This is a genomic window from Streptomyces sp. NTD91 (assembly GCF_059510455.1).
Genome location: NZ_JCAJZW010000009.1, coordinates 1 through 15,293 on the forward strand (window position 1 = coordinate 1; position 15,293 = coordinate 15,293).

General features: G+C 72.7%; 15 protein-coding genes and 2 pseudogenes. 9 read left to right on the forward strand and 8 right to left on the reverse strand.

Annotated elements, in window-relative coordinates; all coding sequences use genetic code 11:
- The first annotated feature begins 78 nt into the window (after nucleotides 1-78).
- Both AC5WRT_RS12675 and AC5WRT_RS12680 read left to right on the forward strand, forming a co-directional pair.
- Nucleotides 79-525, forward strand: a pseudogene (locus AC5WRT_RS12675) (GNAT family N-acetyltransferase).
- Between the two features lie 73 nt (nucleotides 526-598).
- Nucleotides 599-1,192, forward strand: a complete 594-nt coding sequence (locus AC5WRT_RS12680) for a histidine phosphatase family protein (protein ID WP_496093434.1) — start codon at nucleotides 599-601, stop codon at nucleotides 1,190-1,192.
- Here the strand turns inward: AC5WRT_RS12680 and AC5WRT_RS12685 are convergent.
- Nucleotides 1,177-1,620: pseudogene (locus AC5WRT_RS12685) on the reverse strand (DUF6314 family protein); the annotation flags it as partial. The gene AC5WRT_RS12680 and the pseudogene AC5WRT_RS12685 sit on opposite strands and share 16 nt — an antisense overlap.
- A gap of 304 nt (nucleotides 1,621-1,924) precedes the next feature.
- Between AC5WRT_RS12685 and argC the strand changes: the two are divergent.
- The 7 genes from argC to AC5WRT_RS12720 all read left to right on the forward strand — a co-directional run bounded on the left by argC (nucleotide 1,925) and on the right by AC5WRT_RS12720 (nucleotide 8,701).
- Nucleotides 1,925-2,953 (forward strand): N-acetyl-gamma-glutamyl-phosphate reductase, encoded by a 1,029-nt coding sequence (gene argC, locus AC5WRT_RS12690; RefSeq protein ID WP_496093433.1) that lies wholly within the window; start codon nucleotides 1,925-1,927, stop codon nucleotides 2,951-2,953.
- Nucleotides 2,950-4,128, forward strand: a complete 1,179-nt coding sequence (argJ, locus tag AC5WRT_RS12695) for a bifunctional glutamate N-acetyltransferase/amino-acid acetyltransferase ArgJ (protein ID WP_496093432.1) — start codon at nucleotides 2,950-2,952, stop codon at nucleotides 4,126-4,128. The genes argC and argJ overlap by 4 nt, the downstream gene beginning before the upstream one ends.
- Nucleotides 4,125-5,036: an acetylglutamate kinase gene (argB, locus tag AC5WRT_RS12700; RefSeq protein WP_496093431.1), complete on the forward strand. Its 912-nt coding sequence runs from the start codon at nucleotides 4,125-4,127 to the stop codon at nucleotides 5,034-5,036. The genes argJ and argB overlap by 4 nt, the downstream gene beginning before the upstream one ends.
- Nucleotides 5,033-6,238 (forward strand): acetylornithine transaminase, encoded by a 1,206-nt coding sequence (locus tag AC5WRT_RS12705; RefSeq protein ID WP_496093430.1) that lies wholly within the window; start codon nucleotides 5,033-5,035, stop codon nucleotides 6,236-6,238. The genes argB and AC5WRT_RS12705 overlap by 4 nt, the downstream gene beginning before the upstream one ends.
- A gap of 7 nt (nucleotides 6,239-6,245) precedes the next feature.
- The gene (locus AC5WRT_RS12710; protein ID WP_496093429.1) at nucleotides 6,246-6,791 is read left to right on the forward strand and encodes an arginine repressor; all 546 of its coding nucleotides are present in this window, start codon (nucleotides 6,246-6,248) and stop codon (nucleotides 6,789-6,791) included.
- Between the two features lie 565 nt (nucleotides 6,792-7,356).
- Nucleotides 7,357-7,944 (forward strand): RNA polymerase sigma factor, encoded by a 588-nt coding sequence (locus AC5WRT_RS12715; protein ID WP_496093428.1) that lies wholly within the window; start codon nucleotides 7,357-7,359, stop codon nucleotides 7,942-7,944.
- Nucleotides 7,934-8,701 carry a hypothetical protein gene (locus AC5WRT_RS12720; protein ID WP_496093427.1) on the forward strand — a complete coding sequence of 256 codons (768 nt, stop codon included), beginning with the start codon at nucleotides 7,934-7,936 and terminating at the stop codon, nucleotides 8,699-8,701. The genes AC5WRT_RS12715 and AC5WRT_RS12720 overlap by 11 nt, the downstream gene beginning before the upstream one ends.
- Before the next feature lie 15 nt (nucleotides 8,702-8,716).
- Here the strand turns inward: AC5WRT_RS12720 and AC5WRT_RS12725 are convergent, their stop codons facing one another.
- The 7 genes from AC5WRT_RS12725 to AC5WRT_RS12755 form a co-directional block, all read right to left on the reverse strand.
- Complete coding sequence (locus tag AC5WRT_RS12725) at nucleotides 8,717-9,556, reverse strand: serine/threonine-protein kinase (protein WP_496093426.1); 840 nt, start codon at nucleotides 9,554-9,556, stop codon at nucleotides 8,717-8,719.
- A complete protein-coding gene (locus AC5WRT_RS12730; protein WP_496093425.1) occupies nucleotides 9,553-11,367 on the reverse strand; it encodes an ABC transporter ATP-binding protein in 1,815 nt (604 codons plus the stop codon). The genes AC5WRT_RS12725 and AC5WRT_RS12730 overlap by 4 nt, the downstream gene beginning before the upstream one ends.
- A gap of 74 nt (nucleotides 11,368-11,441) precedes the next feature.
- Nucleotides 11,442-11,609, reverse strand: a complete 168-nt coding sequence (locus AC5WRT_RS12735) for a hypothetical protein (RefSeq protein WP_496093424.1) — start codon at nucleotides 11,607-11,609, stop codon at nucleotides 11,442-11,444.
- A gap of 82 nt (nucleotides 11,610-11,691) precedes the next feature.
- Complete coding sequence (locus tag AC5WRT_RS12740; protein ID WP_496093423.1) at nucleotides 11,692-12,495, reverse strand: FAD:protein FMN transferase; 804 nt, start codon at nucleotides 12,493-12,495, stop codon at nucleotides 11,692-11,694.
- Nucleotides 12,488-13,324 carry an FMN-binding protein gene (locus AC5WRT_RS12745; RefSeq protein WP_496093422.1) on the reverse strand — a complete coding sequence of 279 codons (837 nt, stop codon included), beginning with the start codon at nucleotides 13,322-13,324 and terminating at the stop codon, nucleotides 12,488-12,490. The genes AC5WRT_RS12740 and AC5WRT_RS12745 overlap by 8 nt, the downstream gene beginning before the upstream one ends.
- Before the next feature lie 17 nt (nucleotides 13,325-13,341).
- Nucleotides 13,342-14,724 carry a ferredoxin reductase family protein gene (locus tag AC5WRT_RS12750; RefSeq protein ID WP_496093421.1) on the reverse strand — a complete coding sequence of 461 codons (1,383 nt, stop codon included), beginning with the start codon at nucleotides 14,722-14,724 and terminating at the stop codon, nucleotides 13,342-13,344.
- Nucleotides 14,725-14,797: 73 nt separating this feature from the next.
- Nucleotides 14,798-15,292 (reverse strand): FMN-binding protein, encoded by a 495-nt coding sequence (locus AC5WRT_RS12755; RefSeq protein WP_496093420.1) that lies wholly within the window; start codon nucleotides 15,290-15,292, stop codon nucleotides 14,798-14,800.
- Between the last annotated feature and the right edge of the window lies 1 nt (nucleotide 15,293).

The window sequence follows — 15,293 nt, forward strand, 5'->3', positions numbered from 1 at the left end:
CACGGTGACCATGCCGCAGGTGAACTCCAGCGACGCGAACAGCTCGAAGCCGACGTTCCGGCCTGTGAGGATCCGGGCATGAGCGACACACCCCCCTCCCCGAGGAGTACGAGTTCTCCGCCGACCCCGGCCGCGTCGACGTGGACCGCGTCCACGGCTGGCTGTCGGCCGACGCCCACTGGGCGATCGGCCGACCCCGCGAGACGCACGAGCGCGCGATGGCGGCCTCACTGGACTTCGGGGTGTACGAGCGCGCCTCCGGCGCACAGGTGGCGTACGCGCGCGCGGTCACCGACCGGGCGCTGTTCGCCTGGCTCGCCGACGTGTACGTGGACCCCTCGGTGCGCGGCAAGGGCGTCGGCACGGCCTTCGTCGCCGGTGTCCGCGACCCTTGCGTCCTACGGTCTGCGCCGCATCCTGCTCGCCACGGAGGACGCGCACGGGGTGTACGCGAAGCTGGGCTTCTGCCCGCTTGACCGCCCCGACCAGTGGATGATGCACCCTTTCGAGCACGCGGTCGAGTAAGCGGCCGCTCACCCCCGGTAGCTCACAGGCAACAGCTCTTGACCCCGGCACACAACCGTCACACCATCACCGCATGCCACTGAGGGTGACGTTCGTCGCCGCCGCGCGCAGTGCACCGTTGCTGGCGGAGCGCTTCCAGGACGACCGGCCGCTGGACCAGGCCGGCTGGGACGAGGTGCAGCGCGCCGCCGGGGGCCTGCTGCCGCTGGCGGCCGCCGAGCTGCGGTACTGCTCGCCGACGCCGCGCTGCCGGGCCACCGGGGACGCGCTGGGGTACGCCCCGCTGGTCCAACTGGCGCTGCGGGACTGCGACATGGGCCGCTGGCGCGGCCTGACCCTGGGTGAGGCCATGGCCCGCGAGCCGGATGCGGTGGACGCCTGGCTCGCCGACCCGCGCGCCACCCCGCACGGCGGTGAGTCCCTGCTGGCGTTCATCTCCCGGGTCGGCGGGTGGCTGGACACCCGCCCGGCGGAGGACGGCGCCCGGATCGTCGCCGTCGCCGAGCCCGCCGTGATCCGCGCGGCCCTGGTCTACGCCCTGAAGGCTCCGCCCCCGACCTACTGGAACATCGACGTGCGCCCGCTGTCCCTGTCCACCGTCACCGGCCGCGCGGGCCGCTGGAACCTGCGTCTCGACGGGGTCTCGGCCCAGCCCTCGCGTACATAGTCCGTGCTCAGCACCAGATCCTTCGCCGGGCCGCCGACCCGCCACACCGTGCGCCAACGGTCGGCCTCCCGGACCGTGAACTCGCCCCGGTAGAGGTCCGCCGCGCACGGGTGCTCGGCGACCCAGTGCCCCGTGCTCAGGTCCAGCCGGTGGAAGGGCCGCCCGTCCGCGAACCGCACCTCCGCCGTGGCCGGCGTCGGCCCCGGCAGGAACCGCAGCGTACGGGTGGCCGGCCGGGTCACGCCCTGCCAGGTGAAGGCGCCGGACTCCTCGTGCAGGAGGGCTCCGCCGGGCGGTCCGGTGAAGTCGACGACCCCTTCGAAGCGGCCCTCGTCCCCGCTCGCCAGATCCCGCACGGCCCGCGCGACGCGCCAGCGGCCGGCGAGATGCGCCAGCACGTCGGCCACCGGCCAGAACTCGCCGTCCATCACCGTGCCTTCCGCCGTGGGTCGCGCCTGCCGGGGGTGTGCGTCGCCGAGTGCGGTCCACCGTGGCCGGTCGCGCGGTTCCCGCGCCCCTTCGGGTCCGACCGAGCTTACGCGGCGCCCCGGCCGCCCCCCGCCCGGGGCGCTGTCGGGCCGGCGGTGCCCGCGCCGTGCGGCGCTGCGTCGCCACGGAGATCGCGTTGTGCGCCGGCCCTTGTGCTCACGCGCCGCATCATGCTGCCCCGCCCGACATCGTTGCATAAAACTGCGGCAGACCGTATAGTCATGCCATCCAGAGGAGGGTGACATGGCGGTACGTGCGGCGGTGGCCGGAGCGAGCGGATACGCGGGCGGCGAGGTCCTGCGCCTGCTCCTCACGCACCCCGAGGTCGAGATCGGCGCCCTGACGGCGAACTCCAACGCCGGCCTGCGGCTGGGCGCGCTGCAGCCGCATCTGCTGCCGCTGGCCGACCGCGTGCTCACCGAGACCACGGCCGAGGCACTCGCCGGGCACGACGTGGTCTTCCTCGCGCTGCCGCACGGGCAGTCCGCCGCCGTCGCCGAACAGCTCGGCCCCGACGTGCTGGTGGTGGACATGGGCGCCGACTTCCGGCTGAGGGAAGCGGCCGACTGGGAGCGGTTCTACGGCTCCGCACACGCCGGCACCTGGCCCTACGGCCTCCCCGAACTTCCGGGTGCCCGCGCCGCGCTGGAGGGGTCCAAGCGCATCGCGGTGCCCGGTTGCTACCCGACCGCCGTCACCCTCGCCCTGTTCCCCGCCTACACCGCCGGGCTCGCCGAGCCGGAGGCCGTGGTCGTCGCCGCGTCCGGCACCTCCGGCGCCGGCAAGGCCCCCAAGCCGCATCTGCTCGGCAGCGAGGTCATGGGCTCCATGTCGCCGTACGGCGTCGGCGGCGTTCACCGGCACACGCCCGAGATGATCCAGAACCTCAGCGGGGCCGCCGGGGAGGCCGTGAAGGTGTCCTTCACGCCGACCCTGGCACCGATGCCCCGCGGGATCCTCGCCACGTGCAGCGCGTCCGCGTTGGCCGGGGTGACGGCGGAATCCGTGCGCGCCGCCTACGAGAAGGCCTACGCCGACGAACCCTTCGTCCACCTGCTCCCCGAGGGGCAGTGGCCGGCGACGGCGTCCGTCCACGGTTCCAACGCCGTTCAGCTCCAGGTCGCGTACGACGAGTCCGTGGGCCGCATCATCGCGATCAGCGCCATCGACAACCTGACCAAGGGCACCGCGGGCGGTGCCGTCCAGAGCATGAACATCGCCCTGGGTCTCCCCGAGACCACCGGCCTTTCCACGATCGGAGTCGCACCTTGAGCGTCACGGCAGCCAAGGGATTCTCGGCGGCGGGCGTCGCCGCCGGGATCAAGGAGAACGGCAATCCCGACCTGGCCCTCGTGGTCAACAACGGGCCGCGCCGTGCCGCCGCGGGCGTCTTCACCTCCAACCGCGTGAAGGCCGCGCCGGTGCTGTGGTCCGAGCAGGTCCTCAAGGGCGGTGAGCTGACCGCCGTCGTCCTGAACTCCGGCGGCGCCAACGCCTGTACGGGCCCGAAGGGCTTCCAGGACACCCACGCCACCGCGGAGAAGGTGGCCGAGTCGCTCAACGCCGCGGGCCACGACGAGACGGGCGGCCACGCCCCGGGCCACGTCGCCGTCTGTTCCACCGGCCTGATCGGCGTGCTGCTGCCGATGGACAAGCTGCTGCCGGGTGTGGACAAGGCGGTCGCCCAGCTCAGCCCGCACGGCGGCGAGAAGGCCGCCATCGCCATCAAGACCACCGACACCGTGCACAAGACGTCGGTCGTGACCAAGGACGGCTGGACCGTCGGCGGCATGGCCAAGGGCGCCGGCATGCTCGCCCCCGGCCTCGCCACCATGCTGGTCGTCCTCACCACCGACGCCGACCTCGGCAGCGAGGTGCTGGACAAGACCTTGCGCGCCGCCACCAGGGTCACCTTCGACCGGGTCGACTCCGACGGCTGCATGTCCACCAACGACACCGTGCTCCTCCTCGCCTCCGGCGCCTCCGGCATCACCCCGGAGTACGCCGAGTTCGCCGCCGCCGTACGCCAGGTCTGCGACGACCTCGGACAGCAGCTCGTCCGGGACGCCGAGGGCGCCAGCAAGGACATCAGGGTCGAGGTGATCAACGCGGCGAGCGAGGCCGACGCCGTCGAGGTGGGCCGCTCCATCGCCCGCAACAACCTCCTCAAGTGCGCGATCCACGGCGAGGACCCCAACTGGGGCCGCGTGCTCTCCGCCATCGGCACCACGAGCGCCGCCTTCGAGCCGGACCGGCTGGGCGTCGCCATCAACGGGGTGTGGGTGTGCAAGAACGGCAGCGTCGGCGAGGACCGCGAGAAGGTCGACATGCGCTACCGCGAGGTGCACATCGTCGCCGACCTGGCCGCCGGCACCGAGACCGCGACGATCTGGACCAACGACCTGACCGCCGACTACGTCCACGAGAACAGCGCCTACTCCTCATGAGCACTCGCAAGCACACGGCCCTGCCGAAGGCCCAGATCCTCATCGAGGCGCTGCCCTGGCTGACCCGGCACCACGGCAAGACCGTCGTCATCAAGTTCGGCGGCAACGCCATGGTGAACGAGGAACTCAAGGCCGCCTTCGCCCAGGACGTGGTCTTCCTCCGGCACGCCGGCCTCAAGCCGGTCGTCGTCCACGGCGGTGGCCCGCAGATCAGTGCCGCCCTCGACAAGCACGGCATCGTCAGCGAGTTCAAGGCCGGCCTGCGCGTCACCACCGAGGACGCCATGGACGTCGTGCGCATGGTGCTCGCCGGGCAGGTGCAGCGGGAACTGGTCGGCCTGCTCAATCAGCACGGCCCGCTCGCCGTCGGCCTGACCGGCGAGGACGCGCACACCATCACCGCCACCAAGCACCAGCCCGAGATCGACGGCGAACTGGTCGACATCGGCCGGGTCGGCGAGATCACCGGCATCGAAACGGGAGCCGTCGAGGCGCTCCTGGCGGACGGCCGTATCCCCGTCGTCTCGTCGATCGCCCGCTCCCAGGACGACCACCACGTCTACAACGTCAACGCCGACACGGCGGCCGCGGCGCTCGCCGCGGCACTGGGCGCCGAGACGCTGATGGTCCTCACCGACGTCGAGGGACTCTACGAGGACTGGCCGAACTCCGACGAGGTGATCAGCCGCCTCACCGCTTCCCAGCTGGAGAAGCTCCTGCCGGAGTTGAGCTCCGGCATGGTGCCGAAGATGGAGGGCTGCCTGCACGCCGTGCGCAACGGCGTGACGACCGCCCGCGTCATCGACGGCCGGGTCCAGCACTCGATCCTGCTGGAGATCTTCACCGACGAAGGCATCGGCACGATGGTCGTGCCCGACGACATTCCGGTCGAACAGGGGGAGTCATGAGCAACCGGGAGCTGACCGAGCGCTGGCAGGGCGCGCTCATGAACAACTACGGCACCCCGCGCCTTGCCCTCGTGCGCGGCGAGGGCGTGAAGGTGTGGGACGCCGAGGGCCGGGAGTACCTCGACCTGGTCGGCGGCATCGCCACCAACGCCCTCGGCCACGCCCACCCGGCGATCGTCGAGGCCGTCAGCGAGCAGATCGGCCGGCTCGGCCACATCTCCAACTTCTTCATGGCCGAGCCCACCGTCGCCCTCGCCGAGCGGCTGCTGACGCTCTTCGGCCGGGAGGGCAGGGTCTTCTTCTGCAACTCCGGCGCCGAGGCCAACGAGGCCGCCTTCAAGATCGGCCGGCTCACCGGGCGCACCCACATGGTCGCCACGAGCGGCGGCTTCCACGGCCGTACGACGGGTGCCCTCGCGCTCACCGGCCAGCCCGCCAAGCAGGACCCCTTCCGGCCGCTGCCCGGCGATGTCACCCACGTGCCCTACGGCGACGCCCAGGCGCTCGCGGCGGCGGTCACCGAGCACACGGCTCTCGTGATCATCGAGCCGATCCAGGGCGAGAACGGCGTCGTGGTGCCGCCGGCCGGTTATCTGAAGGCCGCCCGCGCGATCACCGCCGCCACCGGCGCCCTGCTGGTCCTTGACGAGGTGCAGACCGGCATCGGCCGCACCGGAACCTGGTTCGAGTACCAGGCCCACGAGGGCGTGCTGCCCGATGTCGTCACCCTCGCCAAGCAGCTCGGCGGCGGGCTGCCGCTCGGCGCCACCGTGGCCTTCGGTCGGGCCGCCGAGCTGCTCCGGCCGGGCCAGCACGGCACCACCTTCGGCGGAAACCCGGTCGCCTGCGCCGCCGGCCTCGCCGTGCTCGACACCATCGCGAACGACGGGCTGCTGGAGAACGTCAAGCGGCAGAGCGAGAAGCTGCGCGAGGGAATCGAGGGCCTGGGCCACCCGTTGATCCATTCCGTGCGAGGCGCCGGGCTGCTCCTGGGTATCGTGCTCACCGGGCCGCACGCGCAGCAGGCGCAAGCGGCGGCCCAGGAGGCCGGGTTCCTGGTGAACGCGCCCGCCCCCGACGTCGTACGGCTCATGCCGCCGCTGAACATCACGGACGCCGAGGTGGGTGCCTTCCTCCAGGCGCTGCCCGGCATCCTCGACGCAGCGAACCCAGTGGATGGGGACGGACGATCCGGAGAATAGGACGACGATGAGCCAGGCGCAGGACCACGAGCAGGCGGCGGGTGCCGGACCGGCCGTGCCGCAGACCCGTACCGCGCGGCACCGCCGGATCGTGGACATCCTCAACCGGCAGCCGGTGCGGTCGCAGAGCCAGCTGGCGAAGCTGCTCGCCGACGACGGGCTGAGTGTCACCCAGGCGACGCTCTCCCGGGACCTCGACGAGCTGAACGCGGTGAAGATCCGCAACACCGACGGCGAACTGATCTACGCGGTGCCGAGCGAGGGCGGTTTCCGCACCCCCCGCGCGCCGCTGGGGGAGTCGGCGAAGGAGGAGCGGATGCGGCGGCTGTCCCAGGAGCTGCTGATCTCCGCGGAGGCCTCCGCGAACCTCGTGGTCCTGCGCACCCCGCCGGGCGCCGCCCAGTTCCTGGCCTCCGCCATCGACCAGGCCGAGCTGCACGACATCCTCGGCACGATCGCCGGCGACGACACGCTGCTGCTGATCAGCCGGGAGCCGAGCGGCGGGCAGGCCCTCGCGGACCACCTGCTGCGACTGGCGCAGAACGGCCACTAGGTGTTCTGTCCGGGCAATTGGCGTCTGCCCTTCGAAGGGCAGACGCGCGGCGTCAGGTGTGTGCTCTCGGCGTCCCGGCTCCAGGCCCTCGTACCGGACGTACTCGGGTGTGGGCTCGCAGCGGCGAGTGGGGGCACCTCCCACGTCCTCGAGGCAGTGGGGGATTGTGCATGGCGTCGCGCGGCAGACGGGAATGGTCAGAAACCCCGTAGTACCAGGGAGTTTCGGATCGGCCCGGGTCCGCGACGCCGGTGCCCCGGCAGGCAACGTCTGTCCGTCGAGGAGCGGCGTCCGGTGCGTGCTGTCGGCGTGCCGGCCGAAAGCCCTCGCACTGGACGTACTCGGACTTTCGGTCGGGGCGGCGAGTGGGGGCACCTCCCACGCCCCCAGGCAGTGGGGGGGCGTGCCGGGCGTCGCGACGGGGCGAACGTCGCCTGTCGGGGCACTGGACAGGTCCTGGCATGCGGCGCCTCGCCCGTCGGCGGACAATGGGCGTGTGATCTTCCGCGGCGGGCGGGCAGGTGGGCGGGCAATCCCCTGGCGGTCGTCGTCCGTATACAGAAGTGTGTCGGGTCTCCGGTTCCCTGTGGGCCGTCTCCCGGACGAGGCTTTGCTGGCCGGGCTGGCCACCGGTGACCCGGAACTCGCGGTCGTCTTCGTCCGCAGATTCCAGCACCGGGTCTTCGGCGTCGCCATGGCCGTCACCAGGGACGAGCAACTCGCCGAGGACGTCGCCCAGCTGACGTTCGAGCGGGCGTGGCGTCATGCGCAGATCTACGACTCGCGCCGCGGCTCGGTCACCACCTGGCTGACGACCATCGCGCACAACCTGGCCGTCGACGCCGTCCGGGCCCGGCGGAGCGAGCCGATGGCCCCCGAGGACGTCGACACCGTCATCGGCGCCGTCACCGAGACCCCCGAGCAGTGGGCGCTGGCCGACGAGGCCTCCGCCGAACTGCGGGCCGCCGTGGCCCGGCTGCCCCGGGAACAGGCCCGGGCCCTGGTGATGGCAGGCATCTACGGCATGACCGCCCAGCAGATCGCCGACACCGAGGAGATCCCGCTGGGGACCGCGAAGACGCGGATCAGGTCCGCCATGGCGAAACTGCGCACCACACTCGCGTCCCCGAAGCGAGGCGACCATGTCGAGTGACGCCGGCTGCGAGAAGCTGCGGGAGATGGGCGCCGAACTGGCGCTGGGCGTGCTGCCCGGCCGGCAGCGCGCCGAGGCGGTCGCGCATCTGGACCGGTGCGCGGACTGCCGGGAGTACGTCCGCCGGCTCACGCTGGTCGGCGACCGGCTGATCGGCCTGCTGCCGGACGTCGAGCCGCCGACCGGGTTCGAGACGCGGGTGGCGCGCAGGCTGGCCGAGCAGCCGCCGGCGCACGAGGGCCGCGAGGGCGCCTCCGGCCGCGCGACGCGGGGCCTGCGCGGGCGTGCCCGCCGGGCCAGGCTGCGGCTCGCGGCCGTCCTCACCGCGCTCGCCGTCGCCGTCGGGTTCGCGGGGTGGGGGATCGGCACGGCGGTGGAGGCGCTCATCGCCTCCACCGCTCCCGCGGTCGCGTCCGAGCCCATGATGGTCGGGGACATGACGTCGGCCGGGAACGGCGGGCGGTCCGCCGGTGAGGTCTACGCCCACCCCGGACCCCCCGGCTGGGTCTTCATGTCCGTCGATCTCGCCGGCCCGCTCCGTTCGTACACCGGCAGGGTGACCTGTCTGCTGGAGCACTCCGACGGCACCTCCGTGCGTGTCGGCGACTTCCCGCTGACCGGCGGACACGGCCAGTGGGGCGTGGCCGCCCCGGGCGACCTTTCGACCCTCACCGGCGCCCGGCTGACCGCTCCCGACGGCACCGTCCTCGCCACGGCCCAGCTGCACAGGGGCCAGGTGGTGGAGTCGCAGACGTGAGTGAGACGCCCCTGCTCAAGGCAGTGCCCTCTCCAGGGCAGCGGTCAGTTCGGCGACCGTGGGCCGCGCCGCCGGGTCGCGCCGCAGACAGGCGTCCACGGCCGCGGCGAGAGTGTGCGGCAGCCGTCGGCGGGACGCGATCGGCGGGGCCGTCCGCTCCGTCGACGGACACCGGCCGCCCGCGGTGCCGCCGCCCTCGTCCACCGTCTCCCCGCGGTCGAACGGCGGCTCGCCGCACGCGACCTCGAACAGCGTGACGCCGATACCCCACACGTCCGTGGCGGCCGTGAGCGCTCCGCCGCGCGCCTGTTCCGGAGCGCGGTAGCCGAACGTGCCCCCGCCGGCGGGCGCGGGCCCCGGCGGCCGGGCGATGCTCAGGTCCAGCACCTTGGCATGGCCGCGCTCCACCACCACGTTGGAGGGCTTGAGGTCCAGGTGCAGCAGGCCACGGCCGTGGAGATAGTGGACAGCGGAACACACCTGCCCGCCGAGCAGAGCCACATCGGCCGCGGCCGGCCGGCGCCGCAGGCGGTGCACCAGGTGGGAGAGCGTCTCACCGGTCAGCGTCTCCAGGACGACGAGCGGCTCGGGCCGCTCGACGGTCTCGTAGCCCCGTACCAGGTGCGGATGGCTGAACTCCCGCAGCCACCGGCCCTCCCGCACCAGCCGTGCGCCCAGTCCCTCGTCGCCGCGCAGGTCGGGCCGCAGCGCCTTGATCACGCACCGGCAGGCACGCTCCTCGCTCCACGCGTCGTACACGTCGAGCCACCCGGTGCGGGTCAGATGCGCCAGGATCACGTACCCGGGAGCCGGTTTCGCGCCCGGTGCCAGGGGCGGGGGCGCAGAGCCGCTCATGACAGCACCGCGCCCGTGCTCAGCCGGTGCAGCCGGGCGTACGCCCCCTGGCCGCGCAGCAGGTCGTCCGGTGCGCCGTCCTCGACGACCCTGCCGCGGTCCAGGACCACGATCCGGGTGGCGTCGCGGACGGTCAGCAGGTTGTGGGAGATGACGACGGTCGTCCGCCCGGCCATGAGCCGGCGCAACGGTTCCATGATCCGCCGCCCCGAGCGCACGTCGAGCCCGGTGGTCGGCTCGTCCAGCAGCAGCACGGGTGCGTCCCTGATCATCGCGCGCGCGATCGCCAGGCGCTGGCACTGCCCGCCGGACAGTGTGCGGCCGCGCTGGCCGACCAGCGTGTCGTAGCCCTCCGGGAGCCGCTCGATGAACTCGTGGGCGTCCGCCGCGCGGGCCGCCGCGACGATGTCCGCCTCGCTCGCCCCCGGCCGGCCGTAGGCGATGTTCTCCCGCACGGTGCCGTGGAAGACGAGCGTTTCCTGGAGCACCACGGCGACGCTCTCCCGTACGTCGGACAGCCACAGTTCGCGCAGATCGCTCCCGTCGAGCCGGACCGCTCCCCGGTCGGGGTCGTAGAACCGCAACTGGAGCTTGGCGACGGTCGACTTGCCGGCCCCGCTGGCGCCGACCAGCGCCAGGGTCTCGCCCGGGGCCACGCGGAAGGACACGCCCGACAACGCCCAGGACGGGGCGCCGGGATAGCGGAACCAGACGCCGTCGAACTCCACCGCGCCCCGGGCCCGGCCGGTCCGCCGGGCGTTCGCACGCTCGGTGACCTGCGGCCGCTGGTCCAGCAGCTCGATGATCCGCTCGGCCGAGGCGGAGGCGGCGTAGAACGTGGTGCCGAGCCGGGACAGGCCGTGGACCGGGCCGTACAGCTTGCCGATCAGGGCCAGGAAGACCAGCAGCCCGCCCAGCGTGAGCTGTCCCTGGGCCAGCTTCCAGGTGCCGAGGCCCATCACCGCGAGACCACCGGTCACCTCGATGATCTCGACGAGGGGGGCATAGACGGCCCGGATCCGCGTCGAGGCCATCACCGCCCGGAACCTGCCGACGCCCTCCCGCTCGAACCGGCGCTCCTCCCAGCCCTGCCGGTTGTACGCCTGCACCAGCGCGACATTGCCCAGCACCTCCTCGGCGATCGCGCTGAGCGAGCCGCCGCGCCGCCTGCGCTCCCGGGACGCCGCCTTGATCAGCCGGGAGAAGTGCCGGGCCGCTCCCCAGAACAGGGGCACGACGACCAGGGCGAGCAGGGTCAGGTCCCAGCGCAGGTAGAAGAGCAGGCCGAGGAAGAGGGCCAGGCGGACCACGTAGTACAGGGCGTCCGCGACCCCCGAGAGCAGGAACGTCTCGACCGCGTCGACGTCGCCGGTGACCCGGGAGAGCACATCGCCGAGCCGCCGGCGTTCGAAGAAGCCGAGCGACAGCCCCTGGACGTGCCGGAAGACGTCGCAGCGCAGCGAGAGCAGGAAGCGTTCGCCGACCCAGGCCGAGGTCATGTCGTCGGCGAAGCGCAGGACGCCGGAGAAGAGGATGAGGCCCAGATAGGCCGGTGCGATCCACACGAAGGGCCGCAGGTCCCGTGGGACGAGGACCTCGTCCACCACGATCTTGAACAGCCACAGCTCGGCGGCGTCGACGGCCGGACCGAGCAGGCTGAGGACGAGGACGGGGACCAGCCAGCGCCGACCGCCGCGCGTATAGGGCCAGAACCGTCGGAACACCGCGCGCGGCGACACCGGGGGCGCTCCCGCCACGACGGCGTCGGACGCCTCCGTGACCGACAGCAGACGCCGCAGGACGTGCGCCATGGGAGGGGTCCCTCGGGGCTCGGCCGAGCGGACCGGGGCCTCCGGTCTCCGGTCCGCTCGGCCTTTCTGGGTGATCAGTATCCGTGGTCGTCGCCGCGGTCGCCGTGGTCGTGCCGGTCGAAGTCGTCGTGGCGGTGACCGCCGGTGTGGCCGTGCCCGTGCCGCGAGCCGAAGTGACGTGAGGTGTCGTCGTGGTCGCGGTCACGGCGCTTGGCGGGCAAGAGACTGCTGAAGATGGCCATAGCGCTCCTCCTGAAACTCACTGCACACGGGGTACGTCCCAGGACGGGAATGGGATGGCCGTCACAGGTAAAAAGCCGGTCGTCAGCCCAATCGCTCGGCCAGCCCCCCGGTGCAGCGCACCTCGTCCCCGGCCGTGATCAGCAGGGCCTCCACGCCGGGCAGCGACTCCAGCCAGGCGAGCCCCGCCCGCGAGCCCATCGCGAACGCCGCCGTGGCCCAGCAGTCGGCCCAGGTGAGCCGGGGTCCCACGACCGTCACCGCGACCAGGTCCGACACCGCGGGCCTGCCGGTGCGGGGATCAACGATGTGCGCGCCCCGCTCGGCCGTGCCCGAGGTCGCCACCGACAGCTCCGCCACACCCGCCGCCGAGATCACCGCCGCCAGACCACCCGGCCGCAGCGGGTCGGCCACACCCACGCGCCACGGCCGCTGCGGTTCCGGCGAGCCGAGCATCTGCACGTCCCCGCCCCCGTTGACGCTCACCCCGCACACCCCGGCCACCCCCGCCAGCAGCCGCGCCGCCCGCTCGGCGGCCCAGCCCTTGACGATGCCGGTGGGGTCCAGCGAGCCGCGGTACCGGGGGCTGAACCAGCCCTCGCTCACCCGCTCCGCCTCGTCGGCGAGGTCCAGCACCTCGGCCACCTCGGGCGAGCAGTCCGCGACGGTCAGCTCGCCCCTGGCCAGCCGTGAGACCTCGCTGTCCTCGCGGTAGGTGCTGAAGACCGCGTCCGCACGGTGCAGCCCGGCGACTGCCTCGGCCAACGCCCCACGCACCGCGCCGCGCTCTCCGCCGCGGACGTCGAAGGAGAAGACGGTCCCCATGACCTCCTCCGCGTGGCGCACCGCGGCGGGAGCACCGGCCGGTTCGGTCACCGGGTCAGCCACCGGCCTGGTCCAGCGCCGACTGGAGGGACTGCCGGTAGCCGGCGCTGGTGTAGGTGGCGCCGGAGACGGCGTCGATGTGCGCGTTGCCGGCCGTGACGGCCTCCTGGTTGAGCCTGGGTACGGCCATCGCCGTCTTCTGGTCGCTGAGCCCGCCCTTGGGTGCCTGGACGGCCTCCGCCTTGGTGATCTTGCCACCGCTGACGGTGATCCGCACCTGGACCGGCCCGTACTGGGTCTGCGCGACCTTCCCGGTGACCGTACGCGCCTGCGCCGCACCGGAGGACCCGGAACCGGAGGACCTGGAACCGGAGGACCCGGAGCGGGACGAGCCGCTCCCCGAGGAGCCGCTCGGCTGTCCGGCGGAGCCCGTCGACTTCATCTTGTCCAGCGCCGACTGCAGCGACTTCTTGTAGCCGTCGCTCGTGTACGTCGCACCCGACACCGCGTCGATCCGCGCGCTCTGCGCCGCGACCGCCTCCTGGTTGAGCTTCGGTACGGCCATCGCCGTCTTCTGGTCGCTGAGTCCGCCCTTGGGTGCCTTGACGGCCTCCGACTTGGTGATCTTCCCGCCGGCGACGGTCAGCCGTACCTGCACGGTGCCGTACGGCGTCTGCGTCGCATCACCGGTCACCGTGCCGGAACTCGCCCCCGCCGCCTGCGATCCGCCCTGCGCGGCCTGCTGCCCCGCCGCCGTCTGCTGCGGGGCGGCGCCCGCCGCCGACGCCGCGGCCGGACCGGACGCCGGCTTCAGCGACAGCAGCAGCACGACACCGGACACGGTCGCGGCGGTGGCCAGCACGACCCGTCGTACGGGGTGGCTCTTCCTCATCTGTCCGTAGCTCCCGCTCACATCTCGAACGATTCGTGATGGATGCGGCGGGCGGGAACCCCCGCGCCGCGCAGTGCCTCGTACACCGACTGCGCGAACCCGGGCGGGCCGCACATGAAGACGTCGTGGCGGTCGATGTCCGGGATCTTCCGCCGCAGGTTCTCCGCGGAGATGTCCGGCCGCTCGCCGTCGGGGCTGTTCACCGCGTACATCAGCCGGGCGCCCCGCTCGTCGGCGATCTTCGCCAGCTCGTCCCACAGGGCCAGGTCCTGGGTGCTGTTGGCCCGGTAGAGCAGGGTGATGTCGCCGGCCGCGCCGGGCAGCGTCTCGAACAGCGCCCGCATCGGCGTGATGCCGACCCCGCCCGCGACCAGCAGCACCTTGCCCCGGCTGCGGCGCTGCGCGGTCAGCGCGCCGTACGGTCCCTCCGCCCACACCCGGGTTCCGGGCGTCAGCTCGCGCAGCCGGGCACTGTGGTCACCGATCGCCTTGACCGTGATCCGCAGCATGTCCGGGCGGGGCGCCGCCGACAGCGAGTACGGGTGCGAGCTGAACCGCATGCCCGGCGCGAGGAACCGCCAGCGGAAGAACTGGCCCGCCTCCGCGCCCATCCGGTGCAGCCTGCGCCCGCCGATCAGCACCGACACGATGCCCGGCGTCTCCTCGATGACGGCCTCCACCCGCATCCGGTGCCTCAGGTTCAGCCGGATCGGCGTGAGGACGCGGTACCAGACGACCAGCGCGGTGACCGCGCCGTACAGGCCGTACCAGAAGGTCTTCGCCAGGGGCTCGACCGCGAAGTCGTTGCCGGTGGTGATCTGGTGCCAGAAGGTCAGGAACACCGCCGCGTACGTCATCAGGTGCACGTGGTACCAGGCGTCGTACGGCAGTCGGCGGCGGAGCACGCCGACCGAGGTGAGCCCGATCAGCACGAACAGGCCGGTGCCGACGGCGGCCTTGCCCACGTCCGGCAACTGGTTCACGGAGTCGACGGTCTGCTGGACGATGTCGCCGAGCGATTTGCCCGCCTGCCGCGCGTACCCCCACATGGTGAGGAAGACGTGCGCCACGATCAGGGAGAGGGTGTAGCGGCCGCTCATCGCGTGCCAGCGGGCCACCCGGTCCGAGCCGACCCGCCGCTCCAACGCCGGCACGCGCGCCATCTGGAGCACCACCAGCGCCATCAGATAGCCGGCCAGCAGGCCGGTGATCCGGCCCGCGTTGAGGATTCTGCCGGTGTCGTCGGCGATGGACGGGGTGTTGTGCCACCAGAGCCACAGCACGGCCGCCGCGCCCGCCCAGACGGCGAGCAGCAGCGGTACGGCCGGGCTGCGGCGCGGGCGGATGCGGCGCATCGTCTGGCGGCGGGCGGCACGTCCGCCTGCGAGCGTGGTGGTCACGGTTCCTCCGGGGGGACTTGACCCTTGGCCCTCAGATACGTGGCGCATGCGCTCGGTGTTCAGCAGTCCCGCCTCACAGCCCGGCGGAGTCGAGCGCGGACTGGAGGGACTGCTTGTAGCCGGTGCTGGTGTAGGAGGCGCCCGACACCATGTCGATGTTCGCGCTCTGCGCGGCCAGCGCCTCCCGCCGCAGCTGGGGCAGAGCGTAGCTGTTGATCTCCTGGTCGCGCGGGTTGTCCTGCGGGTACTGCACGGCCGTCACGTCCGTGAGTTTTCCGCTCCTGATCGTGACCCGCACCTGTACCGGGCCCCAGCGGGTCTGGACGGTGTCGCCGGTGGCCGTCCTGCTGCCCGTCGTCGACCCCGAGGACGAGCCGGACCCGCCGGAGGCGCCCGAGCCGCTCGACGGGGCCGAACTGCTCGACACCGTCGGCGACCTGGTGTCGGCGGTGGCGAGTGTGGGGCTCGCGTGCGGCTTCAGCGACAGCAACAGCACCATCCCGGAGACGGTGGCGGCACTGGCCAGCACGATGCGGCGCAGGGGGCGGTTCTTCTTCAGGGCGTGCACG